The organism is Phascolarctobacterium faecium DSM 14760 (genome assembly GCF_003269275.1).
Classification (GTDB): domain Bacteria; phylum Bacillota; class Negativicutes; order Acidaminococcales; family Acidaminococcaceae; genus Phascolarctobacterium; species Phascolarctobacterium faecium.
Genome location: NZ_QLTS01000001.1, coordinates 380,129 through 401,295, shown reverse-complemented (window position 1 = coordinate 401,295; position 21,167 = coordinate 380,129). Strand labels below are relative to the sequence as shown.

At 40.8% G+C, this 21,167-nt stretch carries 21 protein-coding genes; 20 read left to right on the top strand and 1 reads right to left on the bottom strand.

Translation table 11 applies throughout. The features are described 5' to 3' along the window. Positions 1 to 283 precede the first annotated feature (283 nt). The 13 genes from C8D73_RS01890 to C8D73_RS01830 all read left to right on the top strand — a co-directional run bounded on the left by C8D73_RS01890 (position 284) and on the right by C8D73_RS01830 (position 14,646). Positions 284 to 1,678, top strand: coding sequence for a sodium:solute symporter family protein (locus C8D73_RS01890; protein WP_113077144.1), 1,395 nt, complete (start codon positions 284 to 286; stop codon positions 1,676 to 1,678). A 155-nt stretch (positions 1,679 to 1,833) separates the two neighbouring features. Beyond that, positions 1,834 to 5,238: a DNA polymerase III subunit alpha gene (locus C8D73_RS01885; RefSeq protein WP_113077143.1), complete on the top strand. Its 3,405-nt coding sequence runs from the start codon at positions 1,834 to 1,836 to the stop codon at positions 5,236 to 5,238. A 105-nt stretch (positions 5,239 to 5,343) separates the two neighbouring features. Further along, a complete protein-coding gene (locus C8D73_RS01880; protein ID WP_021717625.1) occupies positions 5,344 to 6,141 on the top strand; it encodes an electron transfer flavoprotein subunit beta/FixA family protein in 798 nt (265 codons plus the stop codon). An 11-nt stretch (positions 6,142 to 6,152) separates the two neighbouring features. Next, complete coding sequence (locus C8D73_RS01875; protein WP_021717626.1) at positions 6,153 to 7,343, top strand: electron transfer flavoprotein subunit alpha; 1,191 nt, start codon at positions 6,153 to 6,155, stop codon at positions 7,341 to 7,343. Positions 7,344 to 7,367: 24 nt separating this feature from the next. Next, positions 7,368 to 7,562, top strand: a complete 195-nt coding sequence (locus tag C8D73_RS01870; RefSeq protein WP_021717627.1) for a hypothetical protein — start codon at positions 7,368 to 7,370, stop codon at positions 7,560 to 7,562. Between the two features lie 18 nt (positions 7,563 to 7,580). Continuing rightward, positions 7,581 to 9,329, top strand: coding sequence for a pyruvate kinase (pyk, locus tag C8D73_RS01865; protein ID WP_113077142.1), 1,749 nt, complete (start codon positions 7,581 to 7,583; stop codon positions 9,327 to 9,329). 18 nt (positions 9,330 to 9,347) lie between these two features. Continuing rightward, the gene (locus C8D73_RS01860; protein WP_113077141.1) at positions 9,348 to 10,712 is read left to right on the top strand and encodes a hypothetical protein; all 1,365 of its coding nucleotides are present in this window, start codon (positions 9,348 to 9,350) and stop codon (positions 10,710 to 10,712) included. Between the two features lie 166 nt (positions 10,713 to 10,878). Then, positions 10,879 to 12,081 carry a type II secretion system F family protein gene (locus tag C8D73_RS01855; RefSeq protein WP_021717630.1) on the top strand — a complete coding sequence of 401 codons (1,203 nt, stop codon included), beginning with the start codon at positions 10,879 to 10,881 and terminating at the stop codon, positions 12,079 to 12,081. Between the two features lie 10 nt (positions 12,082 to 12,091). Beyond that, positions 12,092 to 12,475 (top strand): type II secretion system protein, encoded by a 384-nt coding sequence (locus tag C8D73_RS01850; RefSeq protein WP_113077140.1) that lies wholly within the window; start codon positions 12,092 to 12,094, stop codon positions 12,473 to 12,475. Continuing rightward, positions 12,456 to 12,932 carry a pilus assembly FimT family protein gene (locus C8D73_RS01845; protein ID WP_113077139.1) on the top strand — a complete coding sequence of 159 codons (477 nt, stop codon included), beginning with the start codon at positions 12,456 to 12,458 and terminating at the stop codon, positions 12,930 to 12,932. The genes C8D73_RS01850 and C8D73_RS01845 overlap by 20 nt, the downstream gene beginning before the upstream one ends. A 10-nt stretch (positions 12,933 to 12,942) precedes the next feature. Continuing rightward, on the top strand, positions 12,943 to 13,242 hold the full coding sequence (locus tag C8D73_RS01840; RefSeq protein WP_146739213.1) for a hypothetical protein: 300 nt from the start codon (positions 12,943 to 12,945) through the stop codon (positions 13,240 to 13,242). Next, the gene (locus C8D73_RS01835; protein WP_021717634.1) at positions 13,226 to 13,729 is read left to right on the top strand and encodes a hypothetical protein; all 504 of its coding nucleotides are present in this window, start codon (positions 13,226 to 13,228) and stop codon (positions 13,727 to 13,729) included. Before C8D73_RS01840 ends, C8D73_RS01835 begins: the two co-directional genes overlap by 17 nt. Beyond that, entirely contained in the window at positions 13,726 to 14,646 is a 921-nt protein-coding gene (locus C8D73_RS01830) for an LbetaH domain-containing protein (RefSeq protein WP_113077137.1), read from the top strand. Before C8D73_RS01835 ends, C8D73_RS01830 begins: the two co-directional genes overlap by 4 nt. A gap of 56 nt (positions 14,647 to 14,702) precedes the next feature. Here the strand turns inward: C8D73_RS01830 and C8D73_RS01825 are convergent, their stop codons facing one another. Continuing rightward, positions 14,703 to 15,368, bottom strand: a complete 666-nt coding sequence (locus C8D73_RS01825; RefSeq protein WP_021717636.1) for a metal-dependent hydrolase — start codon at positions 15,366 to 15,368, stop codon at positions 14,703 to 14,705. 147 nt (positions 15,369 to 15,515) lie between these two features. Between C8D73_RS01825 and C8D73_RS01820 the strand changes: the two genes are divergently transcribed. The 7 genes from C8D73_RS01820 (at position 15,516) to C8D73_RS01790 (ending at position 21,160) form a co-directional block, all read left to right on the top strand. Continuing rightward, entirely contained in the window at positions 15,516 to 16,610 is a 1,095-nt protein-coding gene (locus tag C8D73_RS01820) for a glucosaminidase domain-containing protein (RefSeq protein ID WP_197714919.1), read from the top strand. Positions 16,611 to 16,674: 64 nt separating this feature from the next. Further along, a complete protein-coding gene (gene trmL, locus C8D73_RS01815; RefSeq protein ID WP_021717638.1) occupies positions 16,675 to 17,139 on the top strand; it encodes a tRNA (uridine(34)/cytosine(34)/5-carboxymethylaminomethyluridine(34)-2'-O)-methyltransferase TrmL in 465 nt (154 codons plus the stop codon). Positions 17,140 to 17,157: 18 nt separating this feature from the next. After that, complete coding sequence (gene queD, locus C8D73_RS01810; RefSeq protein ID WP_021717639.1) at positions 17,158 to 17,517, top strand: 6-carboxytetrahydropterin synthase QueD; 360 nt, start codon at positions 17,158 to 17,160, stop codon at positions 17,515 to 17,517. Then, a complete protein-coding gene (folE2, locus tag C8D73_RS01805) occupies positions 17,517 to 18,296 on the top strand; it encodes a GTP cyclohydrolase FolE2 (protein WP_113077136.1) in 780 nt (259 codons plus the stop codon). The genes queD and folE2 overlap by 1 nt, the downstream gene beginning before the upstream one ends. Next, positions 18,293 to 19,486, top strand: coding sequence for a dihydropteroate synthase (gene folP, locus C8D73_RS01800; protein ID WP_113077135.1), 1,194 nt, complete (start codon positions 18,293 to 18,295; stop codon positions 19,484 to 19,486). The genes folE2 and folP overlap by 4 nt, the downstream gene beginning before the upstream one ends. Next, the gene (gene folK / locus C8D73_RS01795; RefSeq protein WP_021717642.1) at positions 19,468 to 19,935 is read left to right on the top strand and encodes a 2-amino-4-hydroxy-6-hydroxymethyldihydropteridine diphosphokinase; all 468 of its coding nucleotides are present in this window, start codon (positions 19,468 to 19,470) and stop codon (positions 19,933 to 19,935) included. Before folP ends, folK begins: the two co-directional genes overlap by 19 nt. A 1-nt stretch (position 19,936) precedes the next feature. Next, positions 19,937 to 21,160, top strand: a complete 1,224-nt coding sequence (locus C8D73_RS01790) for an ATP-binding protein (protein WP_170123150.1) — start codon at positions 19,937 to 19,939, stop codon at positions 21,158 to 21,160. The last annotated feature ends 7 nt before the right edge of the window (positions 21,161 to 21,167 follow it).

Sequence of the window (21,167 nt, the reverse complement as noted above, 5' to 3'; positions counted from 1 at the left end):
CTTTGACTTCTCGAAGCTGCAGTACTGGAAAACAGTACGATAAAAGTACCTTGATACTATTCGATGAGATAATTGTACTTTGCAAAAAAGCAAAAAGCAAGAAAAACTTGATAAAGCATAAAAAATGAAGAAAAGTGTAAACAAAGGTATAGTTTCCATATCAGAATAGTATAATGAATTACCAGATTTACGGCAGGATTTAAATATTTAACAGCGAATTAAGATTTATAAAACAATATATATTCAAAGATGAAAGCAATATTTTAACAAGGGTGTGGAAGGTATGCAGTTAACAACAGTACAACTTGTGAGTATAGTTATAACACTGGTTTTAACGATTTTGCCAGGTATATATGCCGGTCGTAAAATAAAATCTGCTGATGACTATGCCTTAGGTGGACGCAGTGCCGGGATTGGTATGGTCGCAGGCAGTATTATAGGAACTATTGTTGGCGGTGCTGCTACCATAGGCACAGCACAGTTAGGCTTTCAGCTGGGACTAACCGCTTGGTGGTTTACTTTAGGATCTGGCATTGGGTTTATCATCATGGGACTGTTTTATGCCCGTCCGCTGCGTAATAGCGGTCTGATGACGATTTCTGAGTTTTTAGTTGTAAACTTCGGGAAGAAAGCTGGTCCGATAGCGAGTTTATCGGCTACGGCAGGTATATTTTTCAGTATTGTTGCAAGCATGCTTACGTCAATACATTTAATAGTGGGCCTTTTTCATGTAAGCCTGGTGGCTGCTGCGTCAATAATAATTGTTATTGTTGCGGCACTGGTTTTTTTTGGCGGTATCAACAGTTCTGGAATGGCTGGTATTTTTAAAATATTACTGGTTTTTGCAACTGTTTTTGTAGGAGGCATTCTTTCTTATAATGATTTGGGAGGATTGACGGGAATTCGTGAAAGTTTTCCTGCGTTTCCATGGCTCAGTCTTTTTGGTAAGGGCATTGAAGACAGTCTTTTTAGTTTATTTTCTATGGTGATTGGGGTTATTTCTACACAGACCTATGTACAGGCTCTGTTTTCGGCCAAGGATAGTGCAACGGCAGCAGCAGGCTGTGTCACAGCTGCATTGATTGTTATTCCTGTCGGGTTACCGTCAGTGATGATAGGTATGTATATGCACGCGATGCATCCGGAGATTAACGCTATTGATGCACTGCCGTTTTATCTATGTATATATTTGCCTGAATGGCTGGGGGGCATTGGTATTGCAGCATTGCTGCTGTCTTCGCTTGGTTCTATTTCTGGTCTTGCATTAGGAATTGGGACGATGATTTCACGAGATATTTTTAATGATTTATTCGGTCTTCGCGATGTAAAAAGATTATTGTGGATTAGTAGATTTTCAGTGCTGGCAGTTACATTTGGCGCAGTAATATTCGTTTTTCATTATCTTGATTCACTGGTTTTGCATTGGAATTATTTGTCAATGGCATTGCGGGGGGCAGGAATATTTTTACCATTGACATTTATTGTGTTTTTTAAAGGCTTAGTGCAAAAAGAGGCTGGCTTTGCCGCAATGATTGCTGGTATAATGGTAGCCTGCCTTTGGCCGTTTATTTTCCCGGATTCGGCAAATGCCTTATTCCCAAGCTTGGCTTTTAATTTGTTGTTTTTAGTACCGGGAGTATTATGGAGTTTATATAAAAATAAAGATAGGAGAGTTTGATGTTCAGCATCACTTTGCCGCTATTGGCAGGTGATGCTTTTGCTTGAGTAGCAGTGCATCCTTAAAGCAACTGGTGTTTGCCTATATCTGTTGTGGTATAATATATGGTATAAAATTAATAAAAAAATCGATGCTTTTTCGGAAGGAGGACTGTTGTGAGCGTAAATTTTACACATCTGCATGTCCATACTCAATACAGCCTGCTTGACGGTGCCGCAAAAATAAGTGATCTGGTTGCTTATGCTAAAGAAATCGGAATGAAGAGCCTGGCGATAACAGATCATGGTGTAATGTATGGTGTCGTTGATTTTTATCAGGAGGCAATGAAGCAGGGAATCAAGCCTGTTATAGGCTGTGAAGTATATTTGACAAATGGATCACGATTTGAAAAAACTAACCGTGATGGGATGTACCATTTGATTTTACTGGCAGAGAATGACGAAGGTTATCACAATCTGATGAAGCTGGTTTCACTTGGACATTTAGAAGGGTTTTACTATAAACCTAGAATTGATAAAGATATTCTAAGACAATACAGTAAAGGTATTATCTGCATGAGCGCATGCATTGCCGGTGAGATTCCTGTGCAAATACTGCGAGGCAATTTAGAAGGAGCTGAAAACAGTTTAAAGGATTATCTGGACATTTTCGGGAAAGACAATTTTTTTCTGGAAATTCAGGATCATGACCTTGAAGAAGAACATACTGTTAATACTGAACTGAAACGCCTGGCAAAAAAATATGATCTTGGTTTAGTGGCTACTAATGATTCTCATTATGTGAAGCGCGAAGATGCAGATGCACAGGATGTATTGCTGTGTATTCAGACAACAAGTACTGTAGATGATCCTAAAAGAATGAAATTTCCTAATGATCAATTTTATTTAAAAAGTGAAGCTGAGATGCGCGAAAAGTTCGGTGATTGTCCTGAAGCTTTAGAAAATACAGCGAAGATAGCAGAGCGCTGCAACGTGGAATTGAGTTTTGGTCATTTATTGCTGCCGGAATTCCCTATTCCAAATGGATTATCGGCAGAGGAATATTTGCGTAAGCTGTGTTTAGATGGGATGCCGGGGAGGTATCCTGAGCCGACGCAGCAGGTTTTAGATAGGCTGGAATATGAATTAGGTATTATCAATAAAATGGGCTATGACTGTTACTTTCTGATTGTTTGGGATTTTATAAGTTACAGCCGCAGAAATGACATACCTGTAGGACCTGGCCGCGGAAGTGCGGCAGGCAGTATTGTCGCTTATCTTTTAGGGATTACTAATATTGATCCGCTGAAATATGATTTGCTGTTTGAACGTTTCTTAAATCCTGAACGTGTAAGTATGCCTGATATAGATACAGATTTCTGTTATGAAAAAAGGCAGCAGGTTCTGGATTACATTATTAATCGTTATGGACAGGAGAAGGTTGCCCAGATCATAACTTTTGGTACCTTACAGGCTCGCGCGGCGGTTCGTGATGTTGGCAGAGCGTTGGAAATGCCTTACAGCATGGTGGATAATGTAGCAAAACTTATTCCGCGTGATTTGGGTATTACATTAGAGAGAGCGCTGGAGGCCAGTAATGAGCTGAGAAGTTTATATGAAAACGATGCGAACATCAAACGCCTGATTGATCTTGCTCAAAGCGTGGAAGGCATGCCGCGTAATTCAGGTACTCATGCGGCGGGAGTTGTTATTGCCCCGGATGATTTGAAAAAGTATGTGCCGCTGCAGTTGTCGAATGAAAATTTTATTACAACTGAATATGATAAAGATAAGATTGAAAGTCTCGGACTTTTAAAGATGGATCTTTTAGGGCTGCGTACTTTGACAGTAATTGGTGATGCAATCAAGTTTATTTATGAAACTACTGGTGATAAACTTGATATTGATAAAATTCCTCTTGATGATGAAGCAACGTGCAGCATGCTGAGAAAGGGCGATACTCAAGGGGTATTTCAGCTTGAATCAGGCGGAATGACGAAACTGGTTATGGATTTGGGACCGGAAAGTTTTGAAGATCTTATTCCTTTAGTTGCATTGTATCGTCCTGGACCATTAGGAACGGGAATGGTAGAAGATTTTATTGCAGGACGTCATGGTGAAAAAACTGCAGAGATGCTGCATCCTTTATTGGAACCGGTTTTAAAAGATACTTTTGGCGTTATTCTTTATCAGGAACAGGTTATGCAGATCACTTCCGTTCTGGCAGGCTTCAGCCTCGGGCAGGCAGATATTCTGCGGCGGGCTATGGGCAAGAAAAAGGCTAAGGAACTGGATTCTATGCGTGAAGCCTTTATTGATGGAGCTCAACAAAAACATGGTATCAGCCCGCAGCTGAGCAGTGAAATTTTTGCTCTCCTACAGCATTTTGCCGGTTATGGGTTCAATAAATCGCACTCTGCCGCGTACGCATTAGTTGCTTATCAGACTGCTTATCTTAAAGCACACTGGCCTGCAGAATTTATGGCAGCTTTTTTGACCAGTGTCATCAGTGACAGCGAAAAGCTGAGCTGGTATATAAGTGTGTGCCGCAGTATGGGGCTGAAGATTTTACCGCCGGATGTTAATGAAAGTGGCCGAAGCTTTTCTGTAAATAAAGACAGGGTTATCCGTTTTGGTTTAGCAGGTGTGAAAAATGTAGGTGAAAATGCGATCGGCAGCATTTTACAGGCACGTAAAGAGGGACCTTTTAAATCTTTGATGGATTTCTGTAAACGGGTGGATAATAGAGCTGTTAATAAACGAATGTTGGAAAATTTAATAAAATGTGGCGCGATGGATTCCTTTGGTTATAAACGTTCCGAGTTGTTAGCCGTTGCAGAACAGGCTATGGACATGGGCAGTAATTATCAAAAAGATTATCAGAGCGGACAGATGGGGCTATTTGGTGATGACAGTTTTGCTGATGTTAATGAGCTAAGAATACCTGAATTGGAAGAAATCCCCAAACGCACGATTTTGCAATATGAGAAGGAACTGATCGGTTTTTATGTAACCGGTAATCCTTTAGACGCTTATGTCGGTTCCTTGTATTATTACACTCCATTGCGTAAAATATCAGATGCCAGTGAAGTGCTTGACGGTAAATATTTCAGTGTTGCCGGCATAATTTCGGATTGCCGGATAAGAAATACGCGTCAGGGTGACAGTATGGCGATTTTAACATTAGAAGATTTTAACGGAAAGATGGAGATTGTGGTTTTTCCAAAAGTTTACCGTGACGCTGCCAGGCTGCTTTATCAGGAGAATGCAATCAGCGTGGAAGGAAAACTCAGTATCGATGAACGTGAACGAAAAATTCAGGCGTTAAAGATTAAACCTCTGCAGGAAGTGCCTCCTGATTTACATATAAAGATCATGAAAAAGGATGAAAATGGTATTGTCCAAAAAGGCTTAAAACAGATTTTTGAAAGTTTTTCGGGCGATACACCTGTCTATCTGCATCTGATAGATTCAGGAAAGATGATCAAAGTGGAGCGCTGCTTTTGGGTGGATGGGAAGAATGCCGGTGTTTACCAGGCTTTAGATGATTTATTGGGAGAAAATTGGTATTTAAAGGGGTGAAACCTTGTTGAAAAACAGGGTTTTGCTTGCCACAGTCAAGTAAAGAATGTTACAATAATAAATATGTAGTTAAAACCTTTGGCATAAATATAGAGGAGGGCTCACATGAATATCGTAGTATGTATCAAACAAGTTCCTGATACGGCAGAGGTAAAAATTAATCCTGAAACCAACACACTTATTCGCGATGGTGTTGAAAATATTATGAATCCTTTTGACCGTCAGGCATTGGAAACTGCCTTGATCCTTAAGGACACCAGCGGAGCGAAGGTTACCGTCGTTTCGATGGGACCGCCGCAGGCGACGGATATTTTGAAAGAGGCCATTGCGATGGGCGCTGACGACGCTGTTTTAATCAGTGACAGGGCTTTGGCTGGTTCTGATACTCTGGCTACAAGTGTTGCTTTAGCAGCTGCTGTACGTAAGGTAGGAGAGTGCGATTTGGTTTTATGCGGTAAACAGGCAATTGATGGTGATACTGCTCAAGTTGGACCTGAAATGGCCGAACATCTTGGCATTCCACAGGTTACCGGGGCTTTAAAAGTAGCGTTGGGAGCAGATGGAAGACTGCTTGTTGAACGAGAGAATGAAAGCAGCTGCCAGACTTTGGCTGTTACATTGCCGGCTGTAGTTACTGTTACTAAATCTGAAAAAGAACCTCGTTTTGCCAGTATCAAAGGAAAAATGAAAGCAAGAAAAGCAGAGATTCCCGTAATGGGTGCGGCTGAGTTGGAGATTGATCCGAAAGTGATAGGGTTATCAGGTTCTCCGACTAAAGTTTTGAAAATCTTCACCCCGTCCGTACCACAGATCGAAAGCGAAATAATCAATGAAGAAGATACAGACAAAGCTGTTGATATGCTGATCGAAAAATTGGTACAAGCGAAAATTATTACTCATTGAGGTGAATGAAGATGGCTATTTGTGTAGATAGAGAAAAATGTATCGGCTGTGAATCCTGTATAGCAGTATGCCCGGTTGGCGCGCTCAATATGGTTGACGGTAAGGCTAATATCGATCAGGACACCTGTATCGCCTGTGGCGCCTGCATAGGGGAATGCCCTGTTGAGGCAATTGAACGTGAAGAGATTGTCCGTGAGGTAAAGAATAAAGAAGGTAAAGATTTATGGGTCAATGTTGAATTAGAAGACGGAGAGCCTGTTGGTGTTGTTTATGAATTGCTTGGTGTCGGCGCCGAATTGGCGGCTAAAGCAGATCAGAAATGCTGCGCTGTTTTGATTTGTAAAGAAGCTGGCAGCTTGCCGCAGAAACTATTTGCAGCCGGTGCTGATATTGTTTATGTTGTCAGCGGACCTGAGTATGCAGAGTATAATACTGATATTTATACTAATGCTTTTTGTGAATTGGTTGAAACCTATAAACCAAATGCTGTTTTATGCGGAGCTACTGTAGATGGCCGAGATCTTGCTCCTCGTATCGCCGCACGTTTAGGCACAGGTCTTTGTGCTGATTGTACGGCATTGGATATCAATGGAGAACTGGTAGAATGGACACGTCCTGCTTTGGGCGGTAATATTCTGGCTACGATAATCTGTGATGAGCATCGTCCGCAGATGGGCACTGTACGTCCTAAGGTCTTTAAGGCAAAGGATGTCGATGCATCTAGAAGCGGCGAAATTGTAAATTATACTGTAAAAAATGCTGTTACATCTAAGGTAGAGTTGGTTCGCAAAGAGATTTTGGGGGCCAGTGGCGCTATTAAAATAGAAGATGCGGAGATTATTTGTTCAGGCGGTCGTGGATTAGGCAGCTGTGATAATTTCAAAATGCTTGAAGAATTGGCTGCTTTATTTGAACATGGCAGTGTTGGGGGGTCTCGCGCTGTTGTCGATGAAGGTTGGGTAGATCATGCGCATCAGGTTGGTCAATCTGGAAAAACTGTAACGCCTAAAATTTATTTTGCGTTTGGTATTTCCGGTGCTATACAGCATTTAGCTGGTATGTCTGCTTCTGATATTGTTATTGCCATTAATAAAGATGCCAATGCACCAATTTTCAAGGTTGCTCAATATGGTATCGTAGGCGATGCACGTGAAATTTTGCCCAAGCTGATCGCTAAAATCAAAGCTGTTAAAGAGGCTTAAGCTTTAAACTTGGAGGAAAAACCTGTGTGGAAGGTAGTATACATTGCGCAGACCGCTGAAGCGGCTGCCAGGATCAAAGAAGTATTAGCCGCGAACGGTTTTTTGACGCAGACTAAAACTACGAATTCCAAGCACGGTGGCGTATATGAAATCAGTGTGCCGCTTTCCGAAGCTGAAGATGCGTATGAGGTCATTTGCGAAAACAAGTTTCAGTTGTAATTCTAAGGAGGCCGGGCAATGAAGAAAACAAAAATCATTTGCACCGTTGGTCCCAGTACTGATAATATCCCGCTTTTAGTTTCTATGCTGAAAGCGGGAATGGATATGGCCCGCTTTAATTTTTCACATGGAAGCCATTCTGAACATGCCCAAAGATTGGGGCTTGTCAGAGAGGCGGCTGAAAAAGTCAATAAACCGATCGCTATGATTGCCGATACCCGGGGGCCTGAGATGCGCCTGGGTATTTTTGAACATGATAAAATTACGTTGCAGGAGGGCGAATCTTTTTGTCTGACAACGAAGGAGCAGATCGGTAATGAACAGATTGCTTCAGTTAATTATTCAGGTTTACCTGATGAATTAAAAGTAGGCGATGCTATTTTATTGGCTGATGGATTACTTTCTTTAGAGGTAGAACGCATCAACGGAACTGAAATCTATACGAAAGTAGTGCATGGTGGACAGCTGGGCTCACGTAAAAGAGTCGCCTGTCCGGGTGTGGAATTAAAACTGCCTTTTTTGTCTGAGCAGGATATAAAAGATATTACTTTTGCAATAGAACATGATATGGATTATATTGCAGCGTCTTTTGTACAAAAGGCAGAGGATGTTCTTGCGATTCGTAAGGTTTTAGAAGCCGCAGGATCGGGGATGGGGATTATTTCCAAAATTGAGAATCAGGCAGGTTTTACGCATATTGATGAAATCATAGAAGTTTCTGATGGCGTGATGGTTGCGCGTGGTGATTTGGGAGTAGAGATTCCCGCTGAATATGTTCCTTTGGTGCAGAAAGAAATTATCAGGCGCTGTAATAAGGCTGGTAAGCCTGTGATTACAGCTACGCAGATGCTGGAAAGCATGGTCAACAGTTATCGTGCAACCCGTGCAGAGGCCAGTGACATCGCTAATGCTATTTTTGATGGAACTGATGTTATTATGCTGAGCGGTGAAACTGCTTCAGGTTCATATCCGCTGGAAGCAGTTCAGACGATGGCCAAGATAGCATTGCGAACAGAAGAGGCATTGGATTATGCCGCTATTTTTAAAGGAAAAGGGATTAGTGATAAAATACATTCTACTGAGGCTATAAGTCATGCTACAGTGCAGATTGCACAGGAACTGGATGCAGACGCTATTGTTACGGTTACTGAATCTGGTTTTACGGCTCGAATGATTGCTAAATACAGGCCTAAGTGTTATGTTGTAGGCGTTTCACGGATACCTGCAAGGGTAAGGGCGATGCAGTTTTACTGGGGAGTAAGGCCGCTTTTGGGGCCTTCTAGTGATAATACTGATGAAATGATTGAGATATCATTGAAATGTGCACGTGAACACGGTTATGTCAAAGACGGTGACTCGGTTGTCATTACAGCTGGAGTTCCTGTCGGTAAACCAGGTTCAACGAATTTGATTAAGGTGGTTAATGTGGGAAATAAATTAGTAAGCGGTGTTGGTATAGGTAAACGTTCGGTTACAGGTAAAATATGCACTGCTGTTACATTGACAGATTTTAAAGAAAAGTTTAAACCTGGTGATGTTTTAGTAGTTGGAGTATTGCCGGATGAAGCGGCAGCTTATGCGTCTAAAGCAGCTGCTATTATTGCAGAGGAGGGTGGACTGACATCTTCAGTAGCCATCATAGCAATTAATTGTAGTATTCCTGTAGTTGTTGGCGCTGAAAATGCGCTTAACCTGCTTAAAGACGATATGGAAGTAACTGTGGATACTGTAAGCGGTATCGTTTATGAAGGTGCTATCAATATTTAATAGAGGATAGAGGTAGAGATGGCTGAAGAATCAACCAGGATAGTTCATGGTCCTACGTTTAAAAATCTTTTAGATAATGTAACTAAGCTGGAAAAACAGACACAGAAAAAAGACCTGTCTTCAGATGAGAAAAGTGTTCTGGCACAGGATCTGCTCAGTTGTCTTCTGGATGCGTTAGATATGCAGTCTGAGGCGGTTATGTCGCAAAGCGTCAAGGAACAGATGTCATTGACGATTGAGCGAATAGTACGCCGTTTTAAGCTTTTGGCAGAACAAGGAATAGCCTGCGAAGCCTGTTTGGAGAAATTAAAGAACTCCTGCATCTATTTCATGCGTGCTAAACATGAAATTTTAGCAAAAGAGATAGTAGCTGTTTTTCAGCCTGTTTTAGTGACAAATTCGCATCTGCGTGCAGAAGGCATACGTAAATTGGGTATGCTTGGCTGCCTGGCAATGAAAGATGGACTGCCGGAGGTAACGATACAGTGTGCGAATATAGTGGTTATTGTAAGCAATGAATTAACAGAAACAGATGCTGATTTGGAACAGGAATTGCTGCAGATGCTGCAGGATATGGCAGTTATGGCTGCTAGAATGCGTGATGAAGCCAGATTTTCTGCTATTGTATCCAAAGCTGTTGTACGTTACAGTGCAGAGAGTACTGTCTATGCCGGTTCTAAAATGGTAGAATTTTTGCTGACGCTATTTTTTACGGCTTCGGACAGACGTTATGTTAATGCATTACCAATGTTGCGTTGGATGAGTTTGTTATTGACCAATAATAAATCATTAACTGCAGGAGAATTACAGTATTTTGTGCGTGAATGGACACAGCTGATTGCACAGATTGCCCGGAGAAAATGGGAAAATGAGACCAGGCAGTTAATGGACGGATTATTTGTTTTTCTGGTGCGTGAAAAAGATTTTGCCTTAACGCGTAGTACGCTGATGAATATTGCCTTACATTTTCAAATGTATGCAGGCTGGGATGGTTTTGCTAACGCGTTTAAATTATATGCTCCGTGGCAGAATTTTATGCTGGTTTTACTTGATCAGGCTGTTTCCAGCAGGCGCAGTCAGCAGCAACGGGAACAAATAGGCAGTTTGGTGCTGCGTACTCAGCGGGATTTGATAACTGCTGTGGCGAGACTGACTATGCAGGAAGAAATGACTGTATACGGAGAGTGGCTGCAGTTTGGTTTATTTGCTGCTAAAAGTGAAAAAAATAAGATCAGAGTACGCAGACTGGTACAGTTAACAGTGGGCTATTGGGCTTCTCAGCAGCCGCGTACAAGCAGAGAACAGCTTAAACATTTACTATATGTCTTTGAACCAGATTTGGTAAAGGGAAAATATCTGGAGCTGTTGGAGAAAGTAAGATAGCTTAAATATCTGAATTGGTAAAAATAATAGTTAATAAAAAAGACGTTTTTCCTTGGAAAGACGTCTTTTTTATTTTCTCGTTCACTATTTTTTCACAAATATCATTAGAATGAGAGGGAGTATAGTGCAAGAATAAAGAATACCTGAAAATAATGGAGGTGTAACAATGCAGTTGTACCGCTGGCGAGCACGCAGTATGGCAGGAAAACTTTACCAGGGAAGTTATTTAGCTGACAGTAAACAGGAAGTAGCAGCATTTTTACACGAAAATTATGATTATATTACTGGGATAGAAGAAGTACAAAGTTTCACTGTTAAAATAAGCCGTTTGTTTAATAGTGGTAAAGTTAATGACAAAGAACGCAGCCGTTTTTTTCAGCAATTGGCAGCCATGATTGGCAGCGGTATTCCGTTGTGCAGAGCATTGGAACTTTTAAAAACACGCTGCCCGGTTTCTTTAACAAATGTCTGCTGTTTATTGATTGCTGATTTACAAGCTGGAAAAGCGTTGTCTGCTGCGATGAAAAAACACGTACATATTTTTAGACCTGTTACTGTGTCAGTAATTGAGGCAGGAGAACAAGGGGGCATCTTACAGGAGATGTTGTCTGAACTGGCTGTTTATTTTGGGCAGAAGGAAGAAATAAACAGATTTTTAAAGAATATCTGCTTATATCCATGTTTGGTATTATCATTAGCTATAGTAACTGGCTGCTTATTTGTAGTTAAATTACTACCATTGTTTGCCGACTTATATCAGTCTTTTGACCTTGTTCCAACGTTGCCTTTACAGGTAATGATGTTTGTACGTGAAATTGCTGTTAAATATTGGCAGGCAGCAGCGTCTTTAAGTTTATTTATTTTATATTATTTATGGCAGCGAAGGTATAGTCTGCTGAAATGGTGCTTCTGCCTGCCTCTTATCGCAGGTTATCGACAGACGTTTTTGGAAATACGATTTTGCAAAATACTGTCGTTGCTTCTTAATAGTGGAATTTCGTTACCGGTGTCGATAAAAACTGCTGCTGCTGGAAGTGCGGATAAAAAAATGACTGCAAAAGCAATGCTTTTTTCAGAAGCGATCGTTCGCGGCAGCGATATTACCAAGGCAGCAGCATTAGCTTCTCCGCTTTTTAGTTCACTGACCATAGAATTTTTAATCGTCGGAGAAAGTTCAGGGGCTTTAGCAACGATGCTTAAGGAAGCAGCATTATTACTGGAGCAGGATTTTACCGCAAGTTTAAAAAATTTTAAAGTTTTATTGGAACCTGTACTTTTAATTATTATATCGTTAGTGATTGGTGCTATGATTTTTACAGTAGCGTCACCTTTACTGACTTTTTTAACGGAAATACCTGAATACGAATGATGGAAGTGTTATGATGAATTTTTATAAAAATTTATGTGGAAGAAAAGGTTTCACTTTGATTGAACTGGTGGCTGTAACGGCTATGTTGGGTGTGTTGGCTGGAATGCTTCTGCCGTCTATTGATTCAGCTAATAAAAAAGCTAAAAATGCCAAACTGAAAAATGATCTTTTAACAGTGGACAGTGCGATTCAGTTATATAAAATGGAAAAGGGTAAATGCCCAGAAAAATTAGAAGATTTGGTGAGTGAATACATTGCCAGAAATAAAGGTTTTCAAGATGCTACTAATACTGTTTTTTCTTATGCCATTGCTGATAATGGACTGAATTACATCCTTAAAGGTAATAATGCCGAAGGAAAAGAAGTTGTTTCAGATGGCAGCAAGCAGTCGTAATAATTATGGATTTACACTTGTTGAAATACTGCTTTATATCAGCTTTTATGGCTTAGTTATGGCATTATTGATTCCTTGTGCAGAGGGTATTATTAAAGTAGACAACCGTTTGGAGATGGAAGGGTTTTGTCAGCGACTGGCGGCGGAAGTAACTGCGTTGCAGCAGGCAGCTCTTTGGGGAGCGGGCTTACAGAATAAGTTGACTGTTGATTTAGACCAACAGTGTTATTATGTTTATCGCGAAGGTAAAATTGTAAAAAAAGTAAGGCTTCAGGAAATCGGGCAGGGAAGTCTGTATTTTTACAGTCCTAATACTTCAATAATACGCTTTTCTGCAGAAGGTGCACCGCAGGTTTATTTTTCGGTTTTAATAAAAAATAGACGGCAGCCACAGCTGGTAAAAAAGTTTGAAGTACAGCCTGTAACTGGAAGGGTCGTTGTAAGTGAAATTAAATAAGCAGGGATTTATGTTGATTGAGGTGATGATGGTTTTACTGCTTGTCAGTATTACCTGCTGTTCATTATTGACAGGTTATAAGGCTTGCGTTTTAGCAATGCAGCAATATAATCGGCTGGAACTGGCATTTGAATTGTTGGAAGTAAGGAACGTGGAGGCGGCAGATGCTTTAGCGGCAGAGCAGGGGCTGTTTATTGAACGTAAGGAATTTATTGATAAGTTGCAAATTAAACAGGAAATAATTACAGTCAGAGAATGCAGAAATCAAAAGGTGCTTGTTAATAAGGTGCGTTATGCATTGTCGGAATAAAGGATTTTTATTAGTCGAATTAAATTTGGCTTTAATATTTATTATAACGACGAGCCTGCTGTTTGCAGGCGGGGTGCGACAGCTGCTGCAGGGCTGGCAGCGTATACAGTCTGACATTATGCTGCGGCGGGCTGCAAATTACAGTTTCTCATTACCTGAGAGAGAATTGTTTTTACATGCAGCAACAGTAACAATCAGTAATACAGGGTATAAAGGCAGCAGTAAAATAATTTGTCAGGATGTTTTTGGCAGTCGTCAGATAACATTTTATCTGAGTGGTAATATTTTATATCGTCAAACTAAAAGTAATTCTTTGAAAGGCGTTAATGTTTTGTCTTTAGCATCTGTAAAGATCGAAGAGTTTCGGGCAGAACGTTTGAATTACAGAGAATTGATGCTGACCATAAAAATCCAGGATACTAAAAGCGGAAGAAGGATAACCAGCAGTAAGGTACTGCTTTTAGGTAATGGAGTCATTGAAGGATGAAAATAAACAGATATAGCAGAGGCAGTGTAAGCATTGTTGTATTGTTGGCATGTGTTGTGTTGAGCGGAGCTGTTCAGGCATTATATTATTCGTTGCGCGAAGAAATTGAGGCTGAAAGCAAAATTGTTTTACATAATCAGCTGCAGGCTGCAACTGGTGATGTTATGAGTTGTGTGCTGAGAAAAGAGCAGAGTAGTAATCTGACAGAAAGCTTTAGGCTTGAAGAGCAAATGTTATATCCTGGTCAAAAAGTAATGCAGACAGAAGTTGTTTTAGAAAGAGCTGAAAGTCTGCCAGGGCGTAAAGTGAGTGTTATTTCAATAGCAGATGATATGCAAATAAGATTGGCAGAGGTTTGTTTACAGCCGCCGTTAGGACGCGGACAGGAGTTTTACGAAAATACTTTAACTGCTGGTCGTAAGATAAATGGTGATTTCAATAAGTATAATGATTTAATCTGTGTTGGTGAAGCAGGTGATATTTTAGAGACATTGGACATAGGCGCTTATAAAAAATGGAGCCGCTATAGTTTTTTGACCGATGACGAATATCGCCAGTTGGGGTTCGGTAAGGGAATTTATTATAGTGATGATTTATATGGGGCAAGGTTACCTTGTATAGTGGAAGCATTAAAGGGGGATGCTTTCCTGATTTCCGAAAAGAATATTACTATAGAAAACAATTTACATTTGTTGGGAAGAGTAACGATAGTAGTTGGTGATAATCTGATTATTGGTGATAATGTGCAAATGGAACGGGCGTTACTGATAGTGAAAAATAATTTAAGGATTGGTACTAATTGCAGAATAAAAGGGATTGTAGCAGCTGGAGGTGAAATAACTATTGGTGTTAATTTTTCACTGCAGCGTCGTGAGGATGTTTTGGAACCTTATTTTGCAGCGATGTATTTAGAATGAATATAAAAATAACCTTGCCTATGGCAAGGTTATTTTTATATTTAATTATATCTAAATTATTTTAATTCAATACTTTCACCTGGTGCTACAATTAAAACTTTAGATTTAGTGCTTTTTTCGACAGCTTCTTTAAATTTAACTGGATCCTGAGCAATCAAAGGCCATGTATTATAATGGATTGGAATTACATATTCAGCTTGTAAGAATTCGGCTGCAATAGCTGCGTCTTTTGGTCCCATTGTGAAATTATCACCAATGGGGAGAACTGCATAATTAAAGGCATCCAATCGTTGTAAAAGCTGCATATCGCCAAATAAAGCGGTATCGCCGGCAAAATAAAGTTTAGTACCATAGAAATCGACAATAAAACCGCAGGCATGTCCACCAGGAATGCCGCTGCCATGGAATGCTAAAGTAAGGCGCACTTTACCAAAAGGAAATTCGTGCGTCCCACCCAAATGCATAGCATGGTTTTCCACGCCGGCTTCACTAACAACTCCGCAAACCTCAGCCGTGGAAATAATTGTTGCATTGCACGCTTTAGCAAGCTCTATTGCACTGCCAAGATGGTCGAAATGGCCATGAGAAACAAAAATATATTCAACTTTAAGATCATTGATATCCTGGGTGCTGCCATCGAGATAAGGATCAAAAATAATAGTATGTCCTTCATGTGTCATAGTGAAACAAGCATGATTGATGAACTTAAAAGTAGTGGGCATAATTTATCAACTCCTTAAAAAATTCTTTATTTATATTATAACATAGAAGATGCGTATTTTTTGTGAAGAAGCTGAATAAAACTTTACAGTATCAGTAGAAATGGGGTAAAATTTAACTATCAATATATAATAAGCAGGAGAAGTGACGTGAACTTAAAAAAACAACAATTAATAGCTATTTCTTTGGCTTTTTGCTGTGCTGCGGTGATGCCGCTTCAGGCAGAAGCGAGGAAGAAAGAGAATAAAACCAATGAAACTCAGCCTGTAGTATCATCTGTACCGCAACCACGCAGTCAGAAGCAGGTATTGATACAGAATACCCCGACCGAATCGCGGCGTATTACAACGCCTAATCAATCTAAGGTACAGGTGCGTACTATTGCGGCAGCGCCGCAGTTGACTGCGAAAGAAGCTAAAAAGGCGGCTAAAGAGAAAGAAAAAGAAGCGAAAAAGAAGTCTAAAGAAAAAAATAAAACTAAGCAGCAAAAAAACGAGACTCCAATAATCAACAGAAATAATGATAAAGCAGGCAGTTCTGCCACCGCTCAAGGAACTTTGCCTAAGACGGTTGTAAGTCCTGCCTTGCCGGTCGGTTATCAGGAAATTGGTATTTTTGGAGAAGCGGTCGCCAGTAAATCTCAGGCTGTGGCTTTGCTAAAACAAAATAATCCGGATTTAAAATTGACCTGCAGTGCAGAAGAAATTGTTGATTTATACTGGCAGGAAGCCAGTCGCGAAGGAGTGCGCCAAGATCTTGCTTTTGCCCAGGCTCTTGTAGAAACAGGTTTTTTCCGTTTTGGCGGCGATGTGAAGCCGGAACAGAATAATTTCTGTGGACTTGGTACTACAGGCGGCGGTGTAAAAGGGGCACATTTTAAGACTCCTGAAATTGGTGTACGTGCACATATTCAGCATTTATTAGCCTATACTACGCAGAAGCATCCTTCGACGAAGATCGTTGATCCGCGTTATGATTTGGCTCATGCTATCAGATTAGAGCGTGGATTGTGTGATACCTGGTATAAGTTGAACGGTACCTGGGCCATGAGCCCTAATTATAGTGAAAAAATTATGGGAGTATGGCAGAGAATGCTGGGAATAGAAGCTGTAGAAACAAAATCTGAAAAATATAAAAATGAGCATGATAAAAAAGATAACAAGGTGAAAGAGGAAGTAAATACGACAGAAGATCAGCATAAAATGCGTGAACTTGTTGATGAACTGTTGAAGAAAAATAAATAATGTAAGTGCACAGTCAGGTGACTGTGCATTTTGCGTTTCTAAAATTTGAAGAGGTGAACATTTTATGCATATCGTTTTAGTAGAACCAGAAATTCCGGGTAATACGGGAAATATTGCACGTTTATGTGCAGCGACAGGTTGTCATTTGCATTTAGTGCGGCCGTTAGGATTTTCGGTCGAAGATAAATATTTAAAACGTGCTGGATTGGATTATTGGGACCTGGTAGATGTGCACTACTATGACAGCGTTTATGAAGTGCTGGAAAAGTATAAGGATAATGCTAAGTTTTTGCTGACAACAAAAGCACATAAGCGGTATACTGAAGTATGCTACGAAAAGGATAGCCTGTTGATTTTTGGTAAGGAAACGGCAGGATTACCTGAGAAACTGCGTATGGAATACGAAGACTGCTGTGTGCGTATCCCGATGATTGCTGAAGCAAGATCGCTTAACTTATCAAATTCAGTTGCTATCGTTGCTTATGAAGCTTTGCGGCAGCAGGATGATTTTGCCGGCTTGACAGTTTAATTATTTTGGAGGTGGGCTATGTTTGTTTTAAAAGAGTTTGAATTTGATGCGGCTCATTATTTACCAGAATATAATGGTAAATGCGAAAGACTGCATGGGCATACTTATAAATTAGTCGTGAAAGTAGAGGGAACTCCTGATAAGGAAGGCATGGTAATCGACTTTATCCGTCTTAAGAATATTGTCAAGGAAGAGGTTTTAAGTAAATTGGATCATGCCTGTCTTAATGATATTTTAAAGCAGCCTTCAGCAGAAAATATTTCTGTTTGGGTGTGGCAACGTTTACAAAAAATGCTGCAGGGGCCCAACTATAAGCTTTATGAAGTTGAAGTCTGGGAAACTAAAACCAGCGGCTGTATTTACCGAGGTGATCTATAATGAAGGATGTACAGGGTGAATTAGATCGTCGTAATATACCGTTGAAGCATGTTGGCATCAAAGATCTGCGCTGGCCGATAGCATTGAAAGATAAAGAAAGGGGAACGCAGAACACGGTCGCTACAGTAAGCCTGGCGGTTGATCTTCCTCATGATCTGCGCGGAACGCATATGAGTCGGTTTGTAGAGTGCCTGCAAACGCTAGGACCAGTGACATTAGGTTCTTTAGAAAATATTCTTGACCATTTGAAGGACCGGCTGCAGGCAGAAAAGGCTTTTCTGCAATTAAATTTTCCATATTTTATTTATAAAACGGCTCCTGTCAGCGGTCAGAGAGCACCGCTGGATATCGATTGTGTTTATACGGCTGAAAAGGATGAGCAGTTTTCATTGCGCATTTCTGCGGAGATTCCTATTCAAACCTTGTGCCCATGCTCGAAAGAGATCAGCGCTTATGGCGCTCATAACCAAAGAGCTTTGGCTAAATTGGAAATTAGATCTGCTGAAATGGTTTGGCTGGAAGAACTGGCTGCTATTGCTGATGCAGGAGCAAGCGCGCCTGTTTACGGTCTTTTGAAACGTCCTGATGAAAAGTTTGTAACTGAGCAGGCCTATGATAATCCGCGTTTTGTTGAAGACGCGGTCCGCGAAATTGCTTTGCGTCTGGAAGCCGATAAACGCATAATATGGTATAAAGCAACTGTGGAAAGCATTGAAAGTATCCATAATCATAACGCTTTTGCTTGTGTCGAAAAGGGTTGGAAGGACGTGGGGATATGATTCTGAAGCTGGAACCGCAAACACTGGCCAATGAATTCAGTCAATTGGGTATTCATCCTGCCAGTGAAGCGATTTTTTTGCATAAAAGTGAAATTGTTCCCTTAAAAATTTTGGATATCCGTACTCCTGCTGCCAATATTATCAAACAGGAAATGCTGGCTTGTGGTGGAGATTGTGCAATTCCAGCCGGGTGTGTAGTTTGTGCTGAAGAACGGGTAGATGTAATTCTTCTGGGAACATATAAACATTATGCTAGGCTGCTGGAAAAATTAACGCAGATGCCTTATTTTGGTATGGCAGGAATAAAAAGTGAATTGATGGCTATATTAGATGCGCCGATTCCTCAAACTATTTTATCTGACGGCAGGACACTGAATTATGATAAAATGTTGGTGATGGGTATTTTAAATATTACACCAGACTCGTTTTACGCAGGTTCGCGTGTGCCGCAGTTGGAACAGGTAGTGGAAAAGGCAGGCGAAATGCTTAGACAAGGGGCGGCTGTTTTAGACATTGGCGGGGAATCTACCCGCCCTGGCAGTGATGCCGTAACTGCAGACGAGGAACAAAAGCGCATTGTTCCTGTTATCAAGGCATTGAAAGAGCGTTATCCGGCTTGTGTTATTTCTATCGATACTTATCGTGCCTCGACGGCAGAGGCGGCTTTAGCAGCCGGCGCAGATATCATTAACGATGTTACTGCGATGGAAGGTGATGCTGCTATGTCTGACTTAGTTGTCGGCAGTAAAGTACCGATTATTTTAATGCACATGCGAGGCACGCCTAAAAATATGCAGCAAAACTGCGAGTATAAAAATGTAGTAACAGAGGTTGCAGCTTATTTGCTGCAACGGGCTAAAATCCTGGAAAACCGTGGCGTGGCAAAAGAAAAAATAATTTTTGATCCCGGCATTGGTTTTGCTAAAAATATTGAACAAAATCTGCAATTGATGCAGGGGCTGAAATCACTGACAGGTTTAGGCTATCCTGTATTGCTTGCTGCTTCACGCAAAAGTACTATTGGAAGTGTACTCGGCGGAATTCCAGCAGAAGAACGCCTGGAAGGTACGATTGCTGCCAGTTGTCAGGCTGTGTATGCAGGAGCTCAAATGGTACGAGTGCATGATGTACAGGAAAATCTGCGGGCTATAAGGATGCTGGAGGCAATTTTATGTCCATCGCATATATAGCTTTAGGCAGTAATTTAGGTGATAAGGAAGCTAATCTCAGACAGGCTTTAAAAATGCTGTTGGTCAAAGGACTGCAAATAAGGTCTGTATCAAGCTTTTTTAAAACTGAACCTTATGGTGTGACAGATCAACCTGAATTTATTAACGCTGTTGCTTGTGTGAAAACTGATTTAGCACCAGAAAAGTTGCTGAAGCTGCTTTTGGATACTGAACTGGAAATGGGTCGGGTGCGATTACGGCATTGGGGTGAAAGAAATATAGATTTAGATTTACTTTTGTATGATGATCTGATCTATTATAGTGAAAAACTGGTGCTGCCGCATCCTGATATGCAAAACAGACTTTTTGTACTGCAGCCGCTGTCAGAAATTGCTGCAGATAAAATACACCCTGTTTATAAAAAAAGTATTCAGAACCTTCTAAAATCTTTGACAGACGGAGATGAATGAGATGAATTGCTGCGCTAATTTAAGTAACCTGGTGATCTACCGAGCTCTGTTATCCGACCCGATCGTAAATGCTCTGCGCAGGCCTAAAGAATTTTTTGCGCCGGAACTGGAAGGTTTGCTGCTGGTTGCTGCTGAAGAAAAAGGCCTGACAGGGATTATTCCTTTGGAGTATTTGCTGTCGGCAATCGTGCATGAGCAGAATGTGTTTTCTGCTGTTGCCGAAAAAAATGACGGTAAAATTGGTGAAGGACTGGCAAGAGCTGCAGCGCATGATATTGTAATTATGCGCGAGTTCGTCGATGATGTTTTTAATCGTTATAAAAACCATCCACTGCTGGGAAACTATACGCCGACAGTGTTCAGACCTTTGCCGGGACGCAGTAAGCTGGAAAAAATTTTACTGCATGCTGAAGGTGATGCAAACGGGCGGCAAGCGGTAGAAATTTTATGCAGTTATTATAATGACTATGGTTATGGCGCAATGCTGGACAACGGTGCCTTTGCCTGGAATGGCGAACTGGAATGCCTGTCTGGTACTAAAAACTATTCTGATATGACTTTTGATAAGCTGTATGGTTATGATTATCAGAAAGAAGAATTGATACGCAATACGGAAGCTTTTTTAGAAGGAAAGCCTGCTAATAATGTATTGCTTTTTGGCGATCGTGGTACTGGCAAATCATCATCTATCAAAGCTCTCGGCAATGCATTTTTTGAAAAAGGTCTGCGGATGGTTGAAGTAAAACGCCATGACTTTGCCGGATTGCCAAAGGTGATGCAGGAATTGAGCCGTTGGGGCAAAAAATTTATCGTTGTTTTAGATGATTTGTCTTTTGAAGAATTTGAAGTGGAATACAAAGCGTTAAAATCCATTTTAGATGGTGGGCTTGAAGTAAAACCTGATAATGTGTTGTTCTATGCTACTTCCAATCGCCGTAATATTATCAAGGAAGTGTGGCAGGATCAGAATATGAACGAGCTGCATAGCCGCGACAGTATTAACGAAAAAATTTCTCTGGCTGACCGTTTCGGTATAAAATTATTTTTTGATTCGATGGATCAGGAGCAGTATTTCCGTTTGTTGGAAAATAAAGCTGAAGCCGAAGGGCTGGATATTCCAAAAGAAGATCTGCGTGCTGCTGCGGTAAAGTGGGAAATGAGTCACACCGGGCGCAACGGCAGGATTGCGCGACAGTTGTTAGACTATCTGCACGGCAGATCTTAGGAGTATA

Coding starts and splice junctions, on each gene's coding strand:
- C8D73_RS01790 (WP_170123150.1), top strand. CDS start 19,937: ATGAATTGCTGCGCTAATTTAAGTAACCTGGTGATCTACCGAGCTCTG.
- C8D73_RS01875 (WP_021717626.1), top strand. CDS start 6,153: ATGGCTATTTGTGTAGATAGAGAAAAATGTATCGGCTGTGAATCCTGT.
- folK (WP_021717642.1), top strand. CDS start 19,468: ATGTCCATCGCATATATAGCTTTAGGCAGTAATTTAGGTGATAAGGAA.
- C8D73_RS01830 (WP_113077137.1), top strand. CDS start 13,726: ATGAAAATAAACAGATATAGCAGAGGCAGTGTAAGCATTGTTGTATTG.
- C8D73_RS01880 (WP_021717625.1), top strand. CDS start 5,344: ATGAATATCGTAGTATGTATCAAACAAGTTCCTGATACGGCAGAGGTA.
- pyk (WP_113077142.1), top strand. CDS start 7,581: ATGAAGAAAACAAAAATCATTTGCACCGTTGGTCCCAGTACTGATAAT.
- queD (WP_021717639.1), top strand. CDS start 17,158: ATGTTTGTTTTAAAAGAGTTTGAATTTGATGCGGCTCATTATTTACCA.
- C8D73_RS01890 (WP_113077144.1), top strand. CDS start 284: ATGCAGTTAACAACAGTACAACTTGTGAGTATAGTTATAACACTGGTT.
- C8D73_RS01840 (WP_146739213.1), top strand. CDS start 12,943: ATGTTGATTGAGGTGATGATGGTTTTACTGCTTGTCAGTATTACCTGC.
- folE2 (WP_113077136.1), top strand. CDS start 17,517: ATGAAGGATGTACAGGGTGAATTAGATCGTCGTAATATACCGTTGAAG.
- C8D73_RS01825 (WP_021717636.1), bottom strand. CDS start 15,368: ATGCCCACTACTTTTAAGTTCATCAATCATGCTTGTTTCACTATGACA.
- C8D73_RS01845 (WP_113077139.1), top strand. CDS start 12,456: ATGGCAGCAAGCAGTCGTAATAATTATGGATTTACACTTGTTGAAATA.
- trmL (WP_021717638.1), top strand. CDS start 16,675: ATGCATATCGTTTTAGTAGAACCAGAAATTCCGGGTAATACGGGAAAT.
- C8D73_RS01860 (WP_113077141.1), top strand. CDS start 9,348: ATGGCTGAAGAATCAACCAGGATAGTTCATGGTCCTACGTTTAAAAAT.
- C8D73_RS01835 (WP_021717634.1), top strand. CDS start 13,226: ATGCATTGTCGGAATAAAGGATTTTTATTAGTCGAATTAAATTTGGCT.
- C8D73_RS01850 (WP_113077140.1), top strand. CDS start 12,092: ATGATGAATTTTTATAAAAATTTATGTGGAAGAAAAGGTTTCACTTTG.
- folP (WP_113077135.1), top strand. CDS start 18,293: ATGATTCTGAAGCTGGAACCGCAAACACTGGCCAATGAATTCAGTCAA.
- C8D73_RS01855 (WP_021717630.1), top strand. CDS start 10,879: ATGCAGTTGTACCGCTGGCGAGCACGCAGTATGGCAGGAAAACTTTAC.